At 60.7% G+C, this 17,360-nt stretch carries 16 protein-coding genes; 5 read left to right on the top strand and 11 right to left on the bottom strand.

Features of this window, described 5'->3' with window-relative positions:
- Positions 1–118 precede the first annotated feature (118 nt).
- Positions 119–880 carry a YdcF family protein gene (locus ACM6IO_RS09335; protein WP_414911328.1) on the bottom strand — a complete coding sequence of 254 codons (762 nt, stop codon included), beginning with the start codon at positions 878–880 and terminating at the stop codon, positions 119–121.
- A 107-nt stretch (positions 881–987) separates the two neighbouring features.
- The gene (locus ACM6IO_RS09330; RefSeq protein ID WP_008044553.1) at positions 988–1,308 is read right to left on the bottom strand and encodes a hypothetical protein; all 321 of its coding nucleotides are present in this window, start codon (positions 1,306–1,308) and stop codon (positions 988–990) included.
- Between the two features lie 279 nt (positions 1,309–1,587).
- Between ACM6IO_RS09330 and leuS the strand changes: the two genes are divergently transcribed.
- From leuS to ACM6IO_RS09305, 5 genes are all read left to right on the top strand, one after another.
- Positions 1,588–4,194 (top strand): leucine--tRNA ligase, encoded by a 2,607-nt coding sequence (gene leuS / locus ACM6IO_RS09325; protein ID WP_414911327.1) that lies wholly within the window; start codon positions 1,588–1,590, stop codon positions 4,192–4,194.
- Positions 4,195–4,281: 87 nt separating this feature from the next.
- On the top strand, positions 4,282–4,887 hold the full coding sequence (gene lptE / locus ACM6IO_RS09320; protein WP_008044550.1) for an LPS assembly lipoprotein LptE: 606 nt from the start codon (positions 4,282–4,284) through the stop codon (positions 4,885–4,887).
- 39 nt (positions 4,888–4,926) lie between these two features.
- Positions 4,927–5,964, top strand: coding sequence for a DNA polymerase III subunit delta (gene holA, locus ACM6IO_RS09315; RefSeq protein WP_226298101.1), 1,038 nt, complete (start codon positions 4,927–4,929; stop codon positions 5,962–5,964).
- Positions 5,965–6,158: 194 nt separating this feature from the next.
- On the top strand, positions 6,159–6,323 hold the full coding sequence (gene arfA / locus ACM6IO_RS09310) for an alternative ribosome rescue factor ArfA (RefSeq protein WP_008035105.1): 165 nt from the start codon (positions 6,159–6,161) through the stop codon (positions 6,321–6,323).
- Between the two features lie 62 nt (positions 6,324–6,385).
- Positions 6,386–7,708: a lytic murein transglycosylase gene (locus ACM6IO_RS09305; protein ID WP_414911326.1), complete on the top strand. Its 1,323-nt coding sequence runs from the start codon at positions 6,386–6,388 to the stop codon at positions 7,706–7,708.
- A 94-nt stretch (positions 7,709–7,802) separates the two neighbouring features.
- On the opposite strand, the gene ACM6IO_RS09300 is transcribed toward ACM6IO_RS09305, so the two are convergent.
- From ACM6IO_RS09300 to mrdA, 9 genes are all read right to left on the bottom strand, one after another.
- Positions 7,803–8,753: a S66 peptidase family protein gene (locus tag ACM6IO_RS09300; protein ID WP_414911325.1), complete on the bottom strand. Its 951-nt coding sequence runs from the start codon at positions 8,751–8,753 to the stop codon at positions 7,803–7,805.
- A gap of 159 nt (positions 8,754–8,912) precedes the next feature.
- The gene (gene lipA, locus ACM6IO_RS09295; protein ID WP_008035102.1) at positions 8,913–9,938 is read right to left on the bottom strand and encodes a lipoyl synthase; all 1,026 of its coding nucleotides are present in this window, start codon (positions 9,936–9,938) and stop codon (positions 8,913–8,915) included.
- 1 nt (position 9,939) lies between these two features.
- A complete protein-coding gene (lipB, locus tag ACM6IO_RS09290) occupies positions 9,940–10,587 on the bottom strand; it encodes a lipoyl(octanoyl) transferase LipB (RefSeq protein ID WP_008044547.1) in 648 nt (215 codons plus the stop codon).
- Entirely contained in the window at positions 10,587–10,862 is a 276-nt protein-coding gene (locus tag ACM6IO_RS09285) for a DUF493 domain-containing protein (protein WP_008022933.1), read from the bottom strand. The genes lipB and ACM6IO_RS09285 overlap by 1 nt, the downstream gene beginning before the upstream one ends.
- 86 nt (positions 10,863–10,948) lie before the next feature.
- Positions 10,949–12,106, bottom strand: coding sequence for a D-alanyl-D-alanine carboxypeptidase family protein (locus tag ACM6IO_RS09280; protein ID WP_008035100.1), 1,158 nt, complete (start codon positions 12,104–12,106; stop codon positions 10,949–10,951).
- 183 nt (positions 12,107–12,289) lie between these two features.
- Positions 12,290–13,300 carry a septal ring lytic transglycosylase RlpA family protein gene (locus tag ACM6IO_RS09275; RefSeq protein WP_008044546.1) on the bottom strand — a complete coding sequence of 337 codons (1,011 nt, stop codon included), beginning with the start codon at positions 13,298–13,300 and terminating at the stop codon, positions 12,290–12,292.
- Positions 13,300–14,310, bottom strand: a complete 1,011-nt coding sequence (gene mltB, locus ACM6IO_RS09270; RefSeq protein WP_008035098.1) for a lytic murein transglycosylase B — start codon at positions 14,308–14,310, stop codon at positions 13,300–13,302. The genes ACM6IO_RS09275 and mltB overlap by 1 nt, the downstream gene beginning before the upstream one ends.
- 17 nt (positions 14,311–14,327) lie before the next feature.
- On the bottom strand, positions 14,328–15,431 hold the full coding sequence (gene rodA / locus ACM6IO_RS09265; protein ID WP_050550375.1) for a rod shape-determining protein RodA: 1,104 nt from the start codon (positions 15,429–15,431) through the stop codon (positions 14,328–14,330).
- A gap of 31 nt (positions 15,432–15,462) precedes the next feature.
- Positions 15,463–17,358, bottom strand: coding sequence for a penicillin-binding protein 2 (mrdA, locus tag ACM6IO_RS09260; protein ID WP_008035095.1), 1,896 nt, complete (start codon positions 17,356–17,358; stop codon positions 15,463–15,465).
- Between the last annotated feature and the right edge of the window lie 2 nt (positions 17,359–17,360).

Below are 17,360 nucleotides of genomic sequence, written 5' to 3'. Positions count from 1 at the left end.
TAGGAGCGAGCTTGCTCGCGATGGACGTGAACGATGACGCGTGTTTGCCGCAAACAAGCGCCGCTTTCAGACTCATCGCGAGCAAGCTCGCTCCTATAGGGAATGTGCAAGTTTTGGGCTATCGGTAAAACAGCGGATACCCCACCTGCCCCGCCGCCTCATTCAACAACATCCCGCTTTGCCACACCGACTTGAATTCCGGGACCCAGCCCGCCAACGGCCGGGCATTATCCACCCCGAGAAACCCCATCGGCGCCGCCACCACCTCAAAACCCGCCTTCTGAAAACTCCAGACCGCTCGCGGCATGTGCCAGGCCTGGGTGACAACGACCACGCGCTTGACCCCTTCCGGCAACAACACCTCAGCACTGAATTGAGCGTTCTCCCACGTGGTGCGGCTGCCCTCTTCCTGCCAGCGCACGGTCACGCCGAAATCATCGCGCAACGAATCGGCCATCAACCTGGCTTCGCTCGGTGGTGTCCCGTAATGCAATCCGCCGCTGGTCAGGATCGGCAAGCCCGACGCCTTCGCCAGCCGCGCCGCATAGCGTTCGCGCTCCAGCGCGACACCGGTCGGTTGGTCCGCGCCCCAGGCCAGGTCGCCACGTTCGCGCCCCGCACCGAGCACGATGATCGCGTCGGCGCGCTGAGCCAGGGTTGCCCACTCCTCGCGAGCCAGCGGCGGCTCGCGCTCCAGGGCTTTGGCGCCCCATTGCACAGCCACCGGCAGGCTCATCAGCCAGAAGCCGCCCGCCCCCAGCGCAAAGCACACACCGGCAAGGCGCGGTCTTGAGCGGCGAAACCACCAGGCAAGCACCAGCAACAGCAACAAAATGCCGGGCGGCATGAGAAGGTGTTTAACGAAGTAACGAAAAGGCATCGAGCATCTCCTGAAGATGCTCGAAGCCTAAGTGGGTTGACGCAATGCGACAACAAATGCGAAAGGACTATGCTTTAAAAAACCACACGCCATGGGTTCAAGTGCCCTTACTTGAATTGCAGAGACCGGACCTTTACCGCGTCTTTGCCGGGTGCCTTGTCCTTGAGCCAGATGATCTTGGCCGAACGTGGTGCGTCGAGTTGCTTCACTGCTTCTGACAAGCATCCGTGTGTTTCACGTTCACTGCGATCCAGATACGCCTTGACCAGTTCAAACTCTGCGGGGCTCAGGCCACGCAGTTCCAGCTCCAGGGGACGTTCATCGCGCAACCGGCCAGCGGTTTTTGCCGCGTCCAAGGCCAATCCCAGACGATCGATCAGTCTTTCGTACAACTCTGGTTTTGTAACTTTTTGCTGTGACTCAACCATCCCTCACCTCATTGAAGATAAGACTCACTCCCCATTTAGAGCTTAGCTTCCATGAACAAACCGGCTGAACGCCGCGACCAACGGCCCTCGCAGCCATTTCTGCGAGACGCGCGGCAGTAATCAGGGTTTCCCTCGGTAGAGTGCGGTCATGTATGCTACGGCGCTTCCTGTAACTCCACTTCCAGCTCGTCTGGGCACCGAAACGCCGATTTGGCGTGATCACCGTCCAGCGTCGCATTGAAGAGGATTAGGCCACCCCTATTCAGTTCAAAAGTAGCCATGCACGAACAATATCAGCCCCGTGAAATCGAAGCCGCCGCCCAGTCGTTCTGGGACGAGCAAAAGTCCTTTGAAGTCAGTGAACAGCCAGGCAAGGAGACGTTCTATTGCCTGTCGATGTTCCCTTACCCCAGCGGCAAGCTACACATGGGGCATGTGCGCAACTACACCATCGGCGACGTGATCTCCCGCTACCAGCGCATGCAAGGCAAGAACGTCCTGCAACCCATGGGTTGGGACGCCTTCGGCATGCCGGCGGAAAACGCCGCGATGAAGAACAACGTAGCGCCCGCCAAGTGGACCTACGAAAACATCGCCTACATGAAATCCCAGCTGCGCAGCCTGGGCCTGGCGGTGGACTGGTCGCGTGAAGTGACCACCTGCAAGCCCGATTACTACCGCTGGGAACAATGGCTGTTCACTCGCCTGTTCGAAAAAGGCGTGATCTACAAAAAGAGCGGCACCGTGAACTGGGACCCGGTCGATCAGACCGTCCTGGCCAACGAGCAAGTGATCGACGGTCGCGGCTGGCGCTCCGGCGCGCTGATCGAAAAACGCGAAATCCCGATGTACTACTTCAAGATCACCGCGTACGCGGATGAACTGCTGGAGAGTCTCGACGATCTGCCGGGCTGGCCTGAACAGGTCAAGACCATGCAGCGCAACTGGATCGGCAAGTCCCGCGGCATGGAAGTGCAGTTCCCGTACAACGTCGACTCCATCGGCGAAGCCGGCGCGCTGAAAGTCTTCACCACCCGTCCGGACACCCTGATGGGCGCGACCTACGTCGCCGTGGCCGCCGAACACCACCTGGCCACCCTGGCCGCACAGAACAATCCCGAGCTGCAAGCGTTCATCGCTGAATGCAAGGGCGGCAGCGTCGCTGAAGCCGACGTCGCCACCCAAGAGAAAAAAGGCCTGCCGACCGGCCTGTTCGTCGAGCACCCACTGACCGGCGAGAAACTGCCAGTGTGGATCGCCAACTATGTGCTGATGCACTACGGCGACGGCGCCGTCATGGCGGTTCCAGCGCACGACGAGCGTGATTTCGAGTTCGCCCACAAGTACAACCTGCCGGTCAAATCGGTGGTGCGCACCAGTTCAGGTGACACCAACCCGGCGCCGTGGCAAGACGCCTACGGCGAACACGGCACGCTGATCAACTCCGGCGAATTTGACGGCCTCGACTTCGCAGGCGCTTTCGACGCCATCGAAGTCGCGCTGATCAAGAAAAACCTCGGCGCATCGCGTACCCAGTTCCGCCTGCGCGACTGGGGCATCAGCCGTCAGCGTTACTGGGGCTGCCCGATCCCGATCATCCACTGCGGCACCTGCGGTGACGTGCCGGTCCCGGAAGACCAGCTGCCTGTCGTACTGCCGGAAGATGTGGTTCCGGACGGCGCCGGTTCGCCATTGGCCCGCATGCCCGAGTTCTACGAGTGCACTTGCCCGAAATGCGGCGCACCGGCCAAGCGTGAAACCGACACCATGGACACCTTCGTCGAGTCCTCGTGGTACTACGCCCGTTACGCCTCGCCGCACTATGAAGGCGGCCTGGTGGAAAAATCCGCAGCCGACCATTGGCTGCCGGTGGATCAGTACATCGGCGGTATCGAACACGCGATTCTTCACCTGCTCTACGCGCGCTTCTTCCACAAGCTGATGCGCGACGAAGGCCTGGTGAGTTCCAACGAGCCGTTCAAGAACCTGCTGACCCAGGGCATGGTGATCGCCGAGACTTACTATCGTCGCGAAGCCAATGGTGCTTACACCTGGTTCAACCCGGCAGACGTTGAACTCGAGCGCGACAGCAAGGCCAAGGTCATCAGCGCCAAGTTGATCGCCGACGGCCTGCCGGTGGAAATCGGCGGCACCGAGAAGATGGCCAAGTCGAAGAACAACGGCGTTGACCCTCAGTCGATGATTGACCAGTTCGGCGCAGACACCTGCCGCCTGTTCATGATGTTCGCCTCGCCGCCTGACATGAGCGCGGAATGGTCCGACTCCGGTGTAGAAGGTTCGCACCGCTTCCTCAAGCGCGTCTGGCGTCTGGCTCAGGCCCACGTGACTCAGGGCCTGCCGGGCAAACTGGACATCGCCAGCCTGAACGACGAGCAGAAAGTCATTCGCCGTTCGATCCACCAGGCCATCAAGCAGGCCAGCCACGACGTTGGCCAGAACCACAAATTCAACACCGCCATCGCCCAGGTGATGACGCTGATGAACGTGTTGGAAAAAGCCCCGCAAGCGACCGAACAGGATCGCGCGCTGGTTCACGAAGGTCTGGAAACCGTGACGCTGTTGCTGGCTCCGATCACCCCGCACATCAGCCATGAGCTGTGGCATCGCCTGGGTCACGCCGATCCGGTGATCGACGCCGGTTGGCCAGTGCTGGACGACAGCGCACTGGTGCAGGACAGCCTGACACTGGTTATCCAGGTCAACGGCAAGCTGCGCGGCCAGATCGAAATGCCGGCCAGCGCGACTCGTGAAGAGATCGAAGCCGCTGCCCGCATCAACGAAAACGTGCTGCGTTTTGTCGACGGCCTGACTATTCGTAAAGTGATCGTAGTGCCCGGGAAACTGGTCAATATCGTCGCCAGCTAATTGGATCAGGCGCCAGGTGAGCCTGGCGCCGAGTAAAACCTTTCGGGCCGCATGATCGGCCCACATGGTTTCAAGGGGAGCAACAAGATGATCAAACGCAATTTGCTGGTGATGGGCCTCGCGGTCCTGTTGAGCGCCTGCGGTTTCCAGCTGCGCGGCACCGGCACCTATGAAATGGCGATCAAGGAAATCGACCTGAGCGCGCGCAATTCCTACGGTGAAACCGTGACGCTCATGCGTCAGGTGATGGAAAACAGCGGCATCAATGTCCACAGCGGCGCACCTTACAAACTGGTGCTGGCCGACGAAAAAGAAACCCAGCGCATTCTCAGCTACGCAGGCGCCGGCCGTACTGGCGAGTATGAGCTGAATACCGTGCTCGACTACGTCATCCTGGGTCGGAACGACCTGCTGCTGGTGAGCGACAAGATTGAAACGCAGCGAGTCTTCATTCACGACGGCAACAACCTGGTGGGTTCCGACCAGGAAGCCGCCGATGCCCGCAGGGACACGCGTCGTGAAATGGTTCAACGCATGATGATCCGCATGCAACAGCTCACGCCATCTCAGCTGGATCAGTTGCAAGAGACTGCCGAAGCCAGGGCCAAGGCTGAAGCCGCGGCACTGGAAGCAGCGCAAAAGGCTGAAGCGGAAACGCCGCGTCAGTCGCCTGTCGAAATCCCGCAGCAATAAGACTTACGGGGCGCTCAGGCGCCCCGTTTGCCCTCGCCTATGAAACTCGCCCCCGCCCAACTCGCCAAACACCTGCAAGGTGCGCTCGCGCCGGTCTACATCATCAGTGGCGACGATCCGCTGCTGTGTCAGGAAGCCGCCGACGCCATTCGCGCAGCCGCCCGTCAACAGGGCTTCGATGAACGCCAGGTGTTCGCCGCCGAAGCCAGTTTCGACTGGGGAACGCTGCTGCAAGCCGGCGCAAGCATGTCGTTGTTCGCTGAAAAACGCCTGCTGGAACTGCGTCTGCCGTCCGGCAAACCCGGTGACAAAGGTGCAGCCGCATTCATCGAGTACTGCTCGCGACCGGCCGAAGACACCGTGCTGCTGATCAGCCTGCCGAAGCTCGACGGCAGCGCGCAGAAAACCAAGTGGGGCAAGGCGCTGGTCGAAGGTCAGCACACTCAATTCGTGCAAATCTGGCCGGTGGACGCCAGCCAGTTGCCGGGCTGGATCCGGCAGCGCTTGTCCCAGGCAGGCCTGTCCGCCAGCCAGGACGCCGTGGAACTGATCGCCGCGCGAGTCGAGGGCAACTTGCTGGCGGCCGCGCAAGAGATCGAAAAGCTCAAGCTGATGGCTGAAGGCGGGCAGATTACCGTCGAAACCGTGCAAGCCGCGGTGGCAGACAGCGCGCGCTTCGATGTCTTTGGCCTGACCGACGCGATTCTCAACGGCGAAGCCGCTCACGCCCTGCGCATGCTCGAAGGGCTGCGCGGTGAAGGCGTCGAACCGCCGGTGATTCTCTGGGCGCTGGCCCGGGAACTGCGCTTGCTGGCCAACCTCTCGCTGCAATACAGCCAGGGCGTGCCGCTGGACAAAGCCTTCAGCTCTGCCCGACCGCCGGTCTGGGACAAACGCAAACCGCTGATGAGCAAAGCCTTGCAACGTTACTCGGCGCAACGCTGGGCACAGTTGTTGTTGGAAGCGCAGCGCATCGACGCACAGATCAAAGGTCAGGCGGCGGGTTCGCCATGGATGAGTTTGAGCCGGTTGTCGTTGTTGATGGCTGGGCAGAGATTGTCGTTGCCCGCAGAGTAATCGCATAACGGCCGTTCGCGGGCAAGTCGGACCGCCGCACCGCTCGCTCCTACAGTCAATCGATGACCCCGTAGGAGCGAGGCTTGCCCGCGAAGACGTCCGAAAGGTCCTACGCAATGTGGGGTCTAGACAGAACCCCAACTTCGGCAGATTATTTCCCCCCGCAAAACCCCACTCAATCGAGAGATCAGATCATGAGCAAAAAGCCATCTAAACATGGCCCCAACAAGGCCAAATCCATCATCGCCCAGCCACTGTTCCGCAGCCGTCAGGAACGAGCCGGCAAGGGCAAAGGCAGCTACCGCCGCGAAGCCTTCCAGTCTGACAACTGGGAGGCTTCTTACTTTCTGGCGGCCTGAAGGGCAAGCCATCGCTCAACATGTTAAGGTCTGCACCTGATCCGTATTCCCTGGACCCGTGCATGCCCCTTTGTATTTCCCGTCGTTGGCATTTGCGCCAATTGATTGCTGCCTCCAGCCTCGTTCTGCTTGTCGCCTGCGCGGAAAAACCGACCGCCGCCGACGCCCAACCGCTTCAGACCCTTCCCGTCGCGACAGCCCCAGCGGTGATCCCGCCCGTGGTGCCGACCGGTGAAAATCTCGACATCCAGCCGACCCAGACCTTCGCCGAATGGCAGGCGGGTTTCCGCAAGGATGCGCTGGCCGCCGGCATCCGCGCCGACCTGTTCGACCGCGCCTTCGCCAATGTCAGCCTGGACACTAGCGTGATCCGTGCCGACCGCAGCCAACCGGAGTTTTCCCGCCCGGTGTGGGAATACCTCGATGGCGCCCTGTCGCCGTTGCGCGTGCGCAAAGGTCAGGCACTGGTCAGCCAGTACGCCGACATCCTGCAAAGCATCGAACAACGCTACGGCGTCGATCGTCAGGCACTGGTCGCGGTGTGGGGCATGGAAAGTAATTTCGGCCAGTTTCAGGGCAGCAAGTCGGTGATCAACTCCCTGGCGACCCTGGCCTACGAAGGCCGGCGCCCTGGTTTCGCCCACGCGCAATTGATCGCGGCCCTGCAGATCCTGCAACAGGGCGACATCGCGCCGGAGAAAATGCTCGGTTCCTGGGCCGGCGCCATGGGCCAGACCCAGTTCATCCCGACCACCTACAACACCCACGCCGTGGACTTTGATGGCGACGGCCGTCGCGACATCTGGGGCAGCTCCGCCGACGCCCTGGCGTCGACCGCGCACTACCTGCAAAGCTCTGGCTGGCAGAAAGGCCAGCCATGGGGCTTTGAAGTGCAGCTGCCGGGCAGCTTCAACTACGTGCTGGCCGATGGCTCGATTCGCAAGAGCGTCGCCGAATGGCAGCAATTGGGCGTCACGCTGCCTAACGGCGGCCGGGTTCCGGCCGGCTCGGAACACCTGTCGGCGGCCCTGCTGCTGCCGGCGGGCTATCGTGGCCCGGCATTCCTGGTGCTCGACAACTTCCGTGCGATCCTCAAGTACAACAACTCGTCGTCCTATGCGCTGGCCGTCAGTTTGTTGTCCGAGCGCTTCAACGGCGCGGGTTTCATCAATGGCACCTGGCCCAAGGATGATTTGCCGCTGAGCCGTACCGAACGGATCGAGCTGCAAAACCTGCTGAGCGCGCAGAAATACGAAGCGGGCACCGCCGACGGCATCATCGGCGCCAACACCCGCAAAGCGATCCGCAGCGCCCAGCAGTCGTTTGGCTGGCCGGCGGACGGGTATCCGACGCATAAGCTGCTCGAAGGCTTGCGTAACCGCTAAAAGCTTCGCGGGCAAGCCTCGCTCCTACAGGAAACATGTAACACCTGTAGGAGCGAGGCTTGCCCGCGAAGACTGACTATCAGGCGCTGTAGAACTATCGCTTGATAACTACATCCTGCTCCAACACCAATTCCTTATTGCCCGCATCCAGCCGGACCAATGCCCCCATCGGCAACGTCAGGTTCGGATCGCAATGCCCGCTACGCCACCCCGACAACACCGGAATCCGCAACGGCTCGAACGTCTGCTTGAGCAACCGCTCCAGCGCAATCGAATCGACCCCCGCCACATCCCCCACCAGAACCCCGCGCAACTTGCCCAGCGTGCCTGCGAGCCGCAGATGAGTCAGCAGCCGATCAATGCGGTACAACGGCTCGTTGATGTCCTCGATAAGCAGGATCACGCCCTCGGCCTCGATTTCATAAGGCGTGCCCATGGTCGCGGCAATCATCGACAGGTTACCGCCCAGCAAGCGCCCGTGAGCGATGCCAGGCTCGATTGTGGTCAACGGGTAAGCCACCGGGTGCGTCAACACACTGCCCGCCTTCACCTGCCCCCTGAGCATATTGAAAAACGAGGACTCGGTAGGTTTTTGCTTGTCCCCCAACAAATCAGCGTTGAGCAGCGGGCCATGAAAAGTCACGAACCCGGCATAACGGCTGATTGCCATGTGCAGCGCGGTGATGTCGCTGTAGCCGATGAACGGCTTGGCGTTGTTCTGCAATAGTTCGAAATCAATGCGATCGAGCAAACGCGGCGTGCCGTAACCACCGCGCAGGCAAATGATCGCATCGACCTCGCTGTCCGCGAACGCGGCGTGCAGGTCATTGAGCCGCACGTCGTCACTGCCGGCCAGGTAGCCATCCTGCTCATACACACCGGGGAAAATCCGCAACGCGTAACCGCGCGCGCGCATCCAGCTGATGGCCTTATCGGTGTCCAGCGCAGCGGGGCCTGCGGGCGCAATGACGCCGATCAGCCCTTGCGCGGGCAAGGCCGGAACGGGTTTATGGGGAAAAAGAGTGTGGGTCGGTCGAACGGTCATCCATGAATCTCCCTGCGCGAAAGCTTCTGCACACAGTAGTCAGGAACGGGAATAAACAGAAGAGGGACAGTCGCCCCACAGCGTGCAGGAAAAGACTGTAGTTGCCGTAGGCACGGCAAAAAAATGCCCGCAAGGCTGAAAAGCCTTGCGGGCGTTTTGTTACAACGACGAGATCAGTTCAGCTTTAACCAGCTTCGCCTGCTCGTCGGCGTGGTACGAGGAACGTACCAACGGACCGGAAGCGACGTTCTTGAAGCCCATCTTGTAACCTTCCTCGGCGAACCAGGCGAAGGTGTCCGGGTGCACGAAACGTTGCACCGGCAAGTGGCTGCGGGACGGTTGCAGGTACTGGCCGAGGGTCAGCATGTCGATGTCGTGCTCGCGCATGCGCTTCATGACTTCGATGACTTCTTCGTCGGTCTCGCCCAGACCCAGCATCAGGCCGGACTTGGTCGGAATGTGCGGCATCATCTGCTTGAAGCGTTGCAGCAAGGTCAGCGACCACTGGTAGTCCGAACCCGGACGCGCAGCCTTGTACAGGCGCGGCACGGTTTCCAGGTTGTGGTTGAACACATCCGGTGGCTCGGCGGCGGTGATTTCCAGCGCCACGTCCATGCGCCCACGGTAATCCGGGACCAGGGTTTCGAGCTGCACGTTCGGCGACAGCTTGCGGATTTCGCGGATGCAGTCGGCAAAGTGCTGGGCACCGCCGTCACGCAGGTCGTCGCGGTCAACCGAAGTGATCACTACGTATTTCAGTTTCAGGTCGGCGATGGCAATGGCCAGGCTTTCCGGCTCATTCACGTCCAGTGGTTTCGGACGGCCGTGGCCAACGTCGCAGAACGGACAGCGACGGGTGCAGATGTCGCCCATGATCATGAAGGTCGCGGTGCCGCCGGAGAAGCACTCGCCCAGGTTCGGGCAGGACGCTTCTTCGCACACACTGTGCAGCTTGTGTTTGCGCAACAACGCCTTGATGCGGTCGACTTCCGGGGAAACCGGGATGCGCACGCGGATCCAGTCAGGTTTCTTCGGCAGTTCGGTGGTAGGAATGATCTTTACCGGGATGCGTGCAACCTTCTCGGCGCCGCGCAGCTTGACGCCGGCTTCAACCTTGGCACGCGGGGCCGGACGCTCGGTGACATCCAGCGTCGGGATCATGGTTTGCACTGCATCAGTAGTCATATCAGTCGATTCCGCCCGTTAGGGTCGTCTGCTCAGCATAGTCGAGGTGTTTGACGAGCTGCGCGCGCAGCCGGGCACTTACCTCGGCAAATTCAATCGATCCTGCGTGATCGCTCAGCTGGGTCATCGCCAGCCCGGCGTAGCCGCAGGGATTAATCCGTCGAAACGGTTCCAGGTTCATGTCCACGTTCAGGGCCAGGCCATGAAAGGAACAACCGTGGCGGATCCGCAGACCCAGGGAAGCGATTTTCGCCCCATCGACGTAGACACCCGGTGCATCCGGCTTGGCCGCAGCCGTCACGCCGTAGCTGGCCAGCAGCTCGATCAGGCAGAGTTCCATGCGGGTGACCAGGTCACGCACGCCAAAACCCAGCTTGCGCACATCGAGCAACAGATAGGCGACCAACTGGCCGGGACCGTGATAAGTCACCTGACCACCGCGATCGACCTGCACCACCGGAATATCCCCCGGCAGCAACAAGTGCTCGGCCTTGCCGGCCTGGCCCTGGGTGAACACCGGTGGGTGCTCAACCAGCCAGATTTCGTCCGCGGCATCGCTGCCGCGTTCGTTGGTGAAGCGTTGCATGGCATGCCAGACCGGCTCGTACGCCATCTGGCCGAGCTCGCGAAAGCCCAGCGTGCCAGACATCACAGCACCATGTGCACGAAGCCGGTAGCCCGCAGTTCGCTGTTGATGTTGTACAGCTGGTCCTGGTCGGTGGCGACGATGTGCAATTGAATCGTGGTGTATTTGCCGTTGGTGCTTTGGCGTTCATCCACACGGTCATGGTTGATCGTCGCGTGTTTCTTGACGATCTCGATGATCCTGTCTTTGTTGCCAACACCGGTATCGCTGATCACCTTAACCGGGTAATCAACGTTGGGGAATTCGATCTTGGGCGCCTTTACTTCAGTATCGGTCATGGCGTAACGGCCTCGTAAGCGTAAGCCGTGGCGACGGGCATGACCCCGCGCCGGATGAGCGCGGGACCATGCAGGTGCACACTAATTCAGTTGAACAAGCCGTAGAAGAATAGACGGATGCTATCCCACATGCGACGGAAGATACCACCCTCTTCGACGCCATCCAGAGCGATCAGGTCAGCGCTGTGCACCACCTTGTCGTCCAGTTTGACTTCGACTTTACCGATCACGTCGCCCTTGGCGATTGGCGCAACCAGTTGCGGGTTCATGGTCATGCTGGCAGCGAGCTTTTTCAGCTGGCCTTTTGGCAGGGTCATGGTCAGGTCTTCAGCCAGGCCGGCCTTGACTTGATTGGTGGAGCCTTTCCAGACAGGGGCCTGAGCCAGCTCGGCACCTTTCTGATAGAAGGTCTGGGTTTCGAAGAAACGGAAACCGTAGGTCAGCAGCTTCTGGGTTTCCGACGCACGTGCCACTTCGCTGTTGGTGCCGAACACCACGGCGATCAGGCGCATGCCATCACGTACGGCCGAAGACACCATGCAGTAGCCGGCTTCGTCGGTGTGGCCGGTTTTCAGACCGTCGACCGTCTTGTCGCGCCACAGCAGCAGGTTACGGTTAGGTTGCTTGATGCCGTTCCAGAAGAACTCTTTCTGCGAGTAGATCGCATAGTGAGCCGGGTCTTCGTGGATGATCGCGCGAGCCAGCACAGCCATGTCGTGAGCCGACGAGTAGTGCTCAGGGTTCGGCAGACCGGTCGGGTTCATGAAGTGGCTGTTGGTCATGCCCAGGTCGGCCACGGTTTTGTTCATCATGTCGGCGAAAGCGTCTTCGCTGCCGGCGATGTGCTCGGAGAGCGCAACACTGGCGTCGTTACCCGACTGAATGATGATGCCGTGCAGCAGGTCGCTGACGGTCACTTGCGAACCGACCTTGATGAACATCCGCGAACCGCCGGTGCGCCAGGCGTTTTCGCTGACGGTCACCGGGTCGTTTTCGCCGATCTGGCCGCGACGGATTTCCAGGGTCGCGATGTACGCGGTCATCAGCTTGGTCAGGCTGGCTGGCGGCAGACGCTGGTCACCGTTGTTCTCGACCAGCACGTTGCCGCTGCTGGCATCCATGAGCACATAGGCTTTGGCGGCCAGTTGTGGCGGCGACGGCATCATCTCGACCGCGAAAGCGGCAGGCGAGAGGAGCAGCGGGACTAGAAGGCACAGGCGTTTGGCAAAGGTGGTGATGTTCATCCGTCTCTCGAAATCGCTAATGGAAACTGCCCGAAGGCAAAACTAATCTAGATGACCTTCTGACGGGCCATCGCGTGTTCAGTCGTTCACTCAGTACCCTTGCCGGGCTTTTGTTCTTCAACGAGCCAACAACCAGGTTCACCCCTCAAAACCGCAAGTGAACCGTCAATCAAGTACTACGTATTACTCGGCGGTGACCACGCTCGGCGAACCGAGATTGGCCAGGCGCACGCTGTTCTGCACTTGCTGGATTTCACCCGGCGAGCCGATCGGCCCCAGGCGCACCCGATGCAGTGTCTGTTGATTACGCACGATCGAGCTGATGAACACCGGAGCGCTCACCATCCCGCTGAGCTTCGATCTCAGGAGTTCTGCAGCGTCCGGGTTGGCGAACGCGCCCACCTGCAGATACTGGCCAGAGGCTGGTACAGAAGCGTTTTTTTTTGCATCGATCTGCACGGGCACAACGGCCGCGGCGTGTTGCTGCGGCGGCGGCGTCCATTGCTCGACCGTGCCGGCCGATGCGGTAATCGTCGGCGCGGCATTTTGCGCTACTTGTGGCTCGTTGAGCATCAAAGGCGCCGGACGGCCTTTGGCCGCCCACCATTGCTGCGGGTCGATGCCTTCGACCTTGACCCGTGCGGTGCCGGTTTCGGCGTAGCCGAGTTTCTTCGCGGCAGCGTAGGACAAGTCGATGATGCGATCCGAGTAAAACGGCCCGCGATCGTTGACCCGCAAAATCACTGACTTGTTGTTGTCCAGGTTGGTCACCCGAACGTAACTCGGCAGTGGCAAGGTCTTGTGAGCGGCGCTCATGCCATACAGGTCGTAAACCTCGCCATTGGCGGTGTTCTGGCCGTGGAACTTGGTGCCGTACCAGGACGCCGTGCCCGAGGCGACGTAGGTCTTGGATTCTTGCAGCGGGAAGTAAGTCTTGCCCAGCACGGTGTATGGGTTGGCTTTGTAAGGCCCGGTGTGCAGGGTCGGCGTGGCATCCGGGATGCGCGATACGTCGACGTCCCACCACGGTGCGCCATCTTTGTGGGCGCGGTTGATGTCCAGCCCCGGCGCCGAGCGCACGGCGGTGGATGATTTCTGTGACGGTGCGCGGCTGGTCGAACAACTGGCGACCAGCACTGCCAACGCGGCGAATGCCATCAGCTTCAGGGGTTTATTCATAGGCAATGCCCGCATTACTTGACGCCCCGTGCTTGGACCAGCTGTTCAGACAGTTGATGTACTGCCATGGCGTACATCACGCTGCGGTTATAACGCGTGATTGCGTAAAAATTCGTCAGGCCCATCCAGTATTCAGGGCCATTGTCACCTTCCAGGCGGAATGCCGTGACCGGCATATCATCGCGCAGCGCATCATGACTTGACCACCCTAGAGCCCGCAACTCCCCGACGGTTTTAGTCGGTTCGATGCCGGTGGTCAAACCTTCGTCGACCTGATCGCCACGCACATCGGCGCGGCTGACCACCGGTTCGCCGGCCACCCAGCCGTGACGCTTGAAATAACTGGCGACGCTGCCGATGGCATCGTCCGGATTGGTCCAGATATTAATGTGGCCGTCACCGTCGAAATCCACCGCATAGGCGCGAAAGCTGCTCGGCATGAACTGCGGCAAGCCCATCGCCCCGGCGTAGGAGCCTTTGAGGGTCAATGGATCGACCTGCTCTTCCCGGGCCAGCAACAGGAATTCACGCAATTCCTTGCGGAAGAATTCAGCACGGGGAGGATAGTCGAAACCCAGGGTCGACAAGGCGTCGATTACCCGGTAATTGCCGGTATTTCGACCGAAAAAGGTCTCAACGCCGATGATCGAGACAATCACCTGGGCCGGCACGCCATATTCCTGCTCGGCACGGGCGAGCACCGCCTCGTGCTGCCGCCAGAAATCCACGCCGCGTGCGATGCGCGCGTCGGTGATGAACATCGGACGATATTCTTTCCACTGTTTGACCCGTTCGGCGGGCTTGGAGATCGCGTCCAGAATCGACTGTTTGCGCTCGGCTTCGCGGAACACGCCCATCAGCTGTTCACCGGCAAAACCGTAGTCGCGGGTCATTTCACCGACGAAGCCGGCCACCTGGGGTGAGCCTTCGTAATCGCCGGCCAACGCGTCCTGCGCTGTGCCAAGGATGCTTACCAGGCCGACCCATGGCGCGTATCGAGTCGCCCAGCCACGCATTACTTGCATTGAAATCTTCACCTTATTCAAACCTGTGCGATCCACTTGCGATGGGTATGGATCGACATCAAAACCCCAAACGCTGACAGCAGCGTTACCAGCGAAGTTCCTCCGTAGCTAATGAACGGCAACGGCACCCCTACAACCGGCAACAGGCCACTGACCATACCGATGTTGACGAAAACGTAAACAAAAAACGTCATGGTCAGGGCGCCCGCGAGCAGTTTGCCGAACAATGTCTGGGCCTGGGCGGTAATCACCAGCCCGCGACCGATCAACAGCAGGTAAATCAGCAGCAGTGCGCAGATGCCCACCAGGCCGAACTCTTCACCCATCACCGCAATAATGAAGTCGGTGTGGCTTTCCGGCAGGAAGTCGAGGTGCGATTGCGTGCCCAGCAGCCAACCCTTGCCGAACACGCCGCCGGAACCGATGGCGGCTTTTGACTGAATGATGTTCCAGCCGGTGCCCAGTGGATCGCTTTCCGGGTCGAGGAACGTCAGGATTCGTTGCTTCTGGTAGTCGTGCATGATGAAAAACCACATCCCCACGGCCACCGGCACGGCGGCGGCCAGTACGCTGATGATCCAGCGCCAGCGCAGCCCGCCCATGAACAAAACGAATGCCCCACCCGCCAGGATCAACAGCGAAGTGCCGAGGTCGGGCTGACGCACGATCAGAATGAACGGCAAACCGATCAGGAACAGACTGACGCCCACATGCTTGAGCTGCGGCGGCAAGGTGCGCTTGGACAAGTACCAGGCGATGGTCGCCGGCATCAGGATCTTCATGAACTCCGAAGGCTGGAAGCGGATCACCCCCGGAATGTTGATCCAGCGCGTGGCGCCCATGGCGTTGTGGCCCATGACGTCCACCACCACCAGCAACAGCACGCCGACGACATAAGCGACCGGCACCCAACGGGCCATGAAGCGTGGCTCGAACTGGGCGATGACGATCATTGACACCAGGCCGATGCCGAAAGAAGTAGCTTGCTTGGCCAGCAGGTCCCAGCTCTTGCCGCTGGCCGAATACAGCACGAACAGGCTGCCGGCGGCGAGGGTCAGCAGCAGGATCAGCAACGGACCGTCGATGTGCATGCGTTGCAACAGCGTCGCACGGCGACGCATCACATCCTCGCTGGAGAGGATGCGATCGAAATTACTCTTCACGGGCCGTAGCCTCCGCACTGATAGGGCTGGCGTATTCGGCTTTCAGTCGGCCGTCCTGGTCGAGGAGCCAGGCGTCCATGACTTGACGCACCACAGGCGCGGCGACACCGGAACCGGACTCGCCGTTCTCGACCATCACCGACACCACGATTTTCGGGTCGTCGGCCGGCGCGAAGCCGACAAACAAGGCGTGGTCGCGATGACGTTCCTGAACCTTCGAGCGGTCGTACTTCTCGCCCTGCTTGATCGCGACCACCTGGGCGGTACCACTTTTGCCGGCGATCCGGTATTGCGCGCCGATCGAAGCCTTGCGCGCCGTACCGCGCGCACCGTGCATCACTTGCTGCATGCCGTGGTTGACCCGGGTCCAGTCGGACGGATCGCGCAGGATGATGTCCGGCATCGGATTGTCATCCTTCGGCCGCTCGCCTTCGACGGTCTTGGCCAGGTGCGGACGGTTCCACACGCCTTTGTTGGCCACCAGCGCCGTGGCCTGGGCCAGTTGCAGCGGCGTGGATTGCATGTAGCCCTGACCGATCCCGAGAATCAGCGTTTCACCCGGGAACCAGGCCTGGCGCCGGGTCGCGCGCTTCCACTCACGGGACGGCATCAGCCCCGGCGACTCTTCGAACATGTCCAGCGAGACCTTTTGGCCGATGCCGAACTTGCCCATGTAGGCCGACAAGCGATCAATCCCCAGCTTGTGGGCCAGGTCATAGAAGTAGGTGTCGTTGGACCGCATGATCGCCGTGTCCAGATCGACGTAGCCGTCACCGGTACGGTTCCAGTTGCGATACTTGTGATCGTAATTGGGCAGCATGTAGTAGCCGGGGTCGAAGACCCGGGTCGACGCGGTGACAACGCCCGAGTCCAGGCCCGCAATGGCCACCGCGGGCTTGATGGTCGAACCCGGTGGGTAAAGACCACGCAGCACGCGATTGAACAACGGCCGGTCGATGGAATCACGCAGTTCGGAATAAGCCTTGAAGCTGATGCCGGTCACAAACAGGTTCGGGTCGAAACTCGGCTGACTGACCATTGCCAGCACTTCGCCGGTTTTCGGGTCCAGCGCGACCACCGCACCACGGCGACCGCCGAGTGCCGCTTCGGCCGCTTCCTGCAACTTGATGTCCAGACTCAGGACGATGTCCTTGCCGGGAATCGGATCGGTACGCTTGAGCACCCGCAAAACGCGGCCTCGTGCGTTGGTTTCGACTTCTTCGTAACCCACCTGGCCATGCAACTCGGGCTCGTAGAAACGCTCGATGCCGGTCTTGCCGATGTGGTGGGTGCCGCTGTAATTGACCGGATCGAGAGACTTCAGCTCTTTCTCGTTGATCCGCCCCATGTAACCCACCGAGTGCGCAAAGTGCGCGCCCTGCGGGTAATGCCGCACCAACTGCGCAACCACTTCCACACCCGGGAGGCGGAACTGGTTCACGGCAATGCGGGCGATCTGCTCTTCGGTCAGCTCGAACAGGATCGGCACCGGCTCGAATGGCCGACGCCCCTGGCGCATGCGTTTCTCGAAGATCACCCGATCCTCGGGCGTCAGCTCCAGCACTTCGACGATCACGTCGAGCACTTGCTGCCAGTCGCCGGAACGCTCGCGGGTCATGCTCAGGCTGAAGCTGGGCCGGTTGTCGGCCACCACCACACCATTGCGGTCGAAGATCAATCCGCGGGTCGGCGGAATCGGCTGCACATGGACGCGGTTGTTTTCCGACAGGGTCGAGTGGTACTCGTACTGGATCACCTGGAGGAAATACAGGCGAGCGATCAGCACGCCGATCAGCACCACCACTGCAATAGCCCCGAACACGACGCGGCCACGCACCAGACGGGCGTCTTTTTCGTGGTCCTTGATGCGGATCGGCTGGGACATGA

It is taken from the genome of Pseudomonas sp. IT-P44 (assembly GCF_949768225.1).
GTDB lineage: Bacteria > Pseudomonadota > Gammaproteobacteria > Pseudomonadales > Pseudomonadaceae > Aquipseudomonas > Aquipseudomonas migulae.
Note: the sequence above shows the minus strand (reverse complement) of the source record. Positions and strands in the feature narration are given on the sequence as shown.

What these genes read in the sequence shown, in the direction of transcription:
- ACM6IO_RS09335 (WP_414911328.1), bottom strand. Translation starts at nt 880, where the DNA reads ATGCCTTTTCGTTACTTCGTTAAACACCTTCTCATGCCGCCCGGCATT.
- ACM6IO_RS09330 (WP_008044553.1), bottom strand. Translation starts at nt 1,308, where the DNA reads ATGGTTGAGTCACAGCAAAAAGTTACAAAACCAGAGTTGTACGAAAGA.
- leuS (WP_414911327.1), top strand. Translation starts at nt 1,588, where the DNA reads ATGCACGAACAATATCAGCCCCGTGAAATCGAAGCCGCCGCCCAGTCG.
- lptE (WP_008044550.1), top strand. Translation starts at nt 4,282, where the DNA reads ATGATCAAACGCAATTTGCTGGTGATGGGCCTCGCGGTCCTGTTGAGC.
- holA (WP_226298101.1), top strand. Translation starts at nt 4,927, where the DNA reads ATGAAACTCGCCCCCGCCCAACTCGCCAAACACCTGCAAGGTGCGCTC.
- arfA (WP_008035105.1), top strand. Translation starts at nt 6,159, where the DNA reads ATGAGCAAAAAGCCATCTAAACATGGCCCCAACAAGGCCAAATCCATC.
- ACM6IO_RS09305 (WP_414911326.1), top strand. Translation starts at nt 6,386, where the DNA reads ATGCCCCTTTGTATTTCCCGTCGTTGGCATTTGCGCCAATTGATTGCT.
- ACM6IO_RS09300 (WP_414911325.1), bottom strand. Translation starts at nt 8,753, where the DNA reads ATGACCGTTCGACCGACCCACACTCTTTTTCCCCATAAACCCGTTCCG.
- lipA (WP_008035102.1), bottom strand. Translation starts at nt 9,938, where the DNA reads ATGACTACTGATGCAGTGCAAACCATGATCCCGACGCTGGATGTCACC.
- lipB (WP_008044547.1), bottom strand. Translation starts at nt 10,587, where the DNA reads ATGTCTGGCACGCTGGGCTTTCGCGAGCTCGGCCAGATGGCGTACGAG.
- ACM6IO_RS09285 (WP_008022933.1), bottom strand. Translation starts at nt 10,862, where the DNA reads ATGACCGATACTGAAGTAAAGGCGCCCAAGATCGAATTCCCCAACGTT.
- ACM6IO_RS09280 (WP_008035100.1), bottom strand. Translation starts at nt 12,106, where the DNA reads ATGAACATCACCACCTTTGCCAAACGCCTGTGCCTTCTAGTCCCGCTG.
- ACM6IO_RS09275 (WP_008044546.1), bottom strand. Translation starts at nt 13,300, where the DNA reads ATGCGGGCATTGCCTATGAATAAACCCCTGAAGCTGATGGCATTCGCC.
- mltB (WP_008035098.1), bottom strand. Translation starts at nt 14,310, where the DNA reads ATGCAAGTAATGCGTGGCTGGGCGACTCGATACGCGCCATGGGTCGGC.
- rodA (WP_050550375.1), bottom strand. Translation starts at nt 15,431, where the DNA reads ATGCGTCGCCGTGCGACGCTGTTGCAACGCATGCACATCGACGGTCCG.
- mrdA (WP_008035095.1), bottom strand. Translation starts at nt 17,358, where the DNA reads ATGTCCCAGCCGATCCGCATCAAGGACCACGAAAAAGACGCCCGTCTG.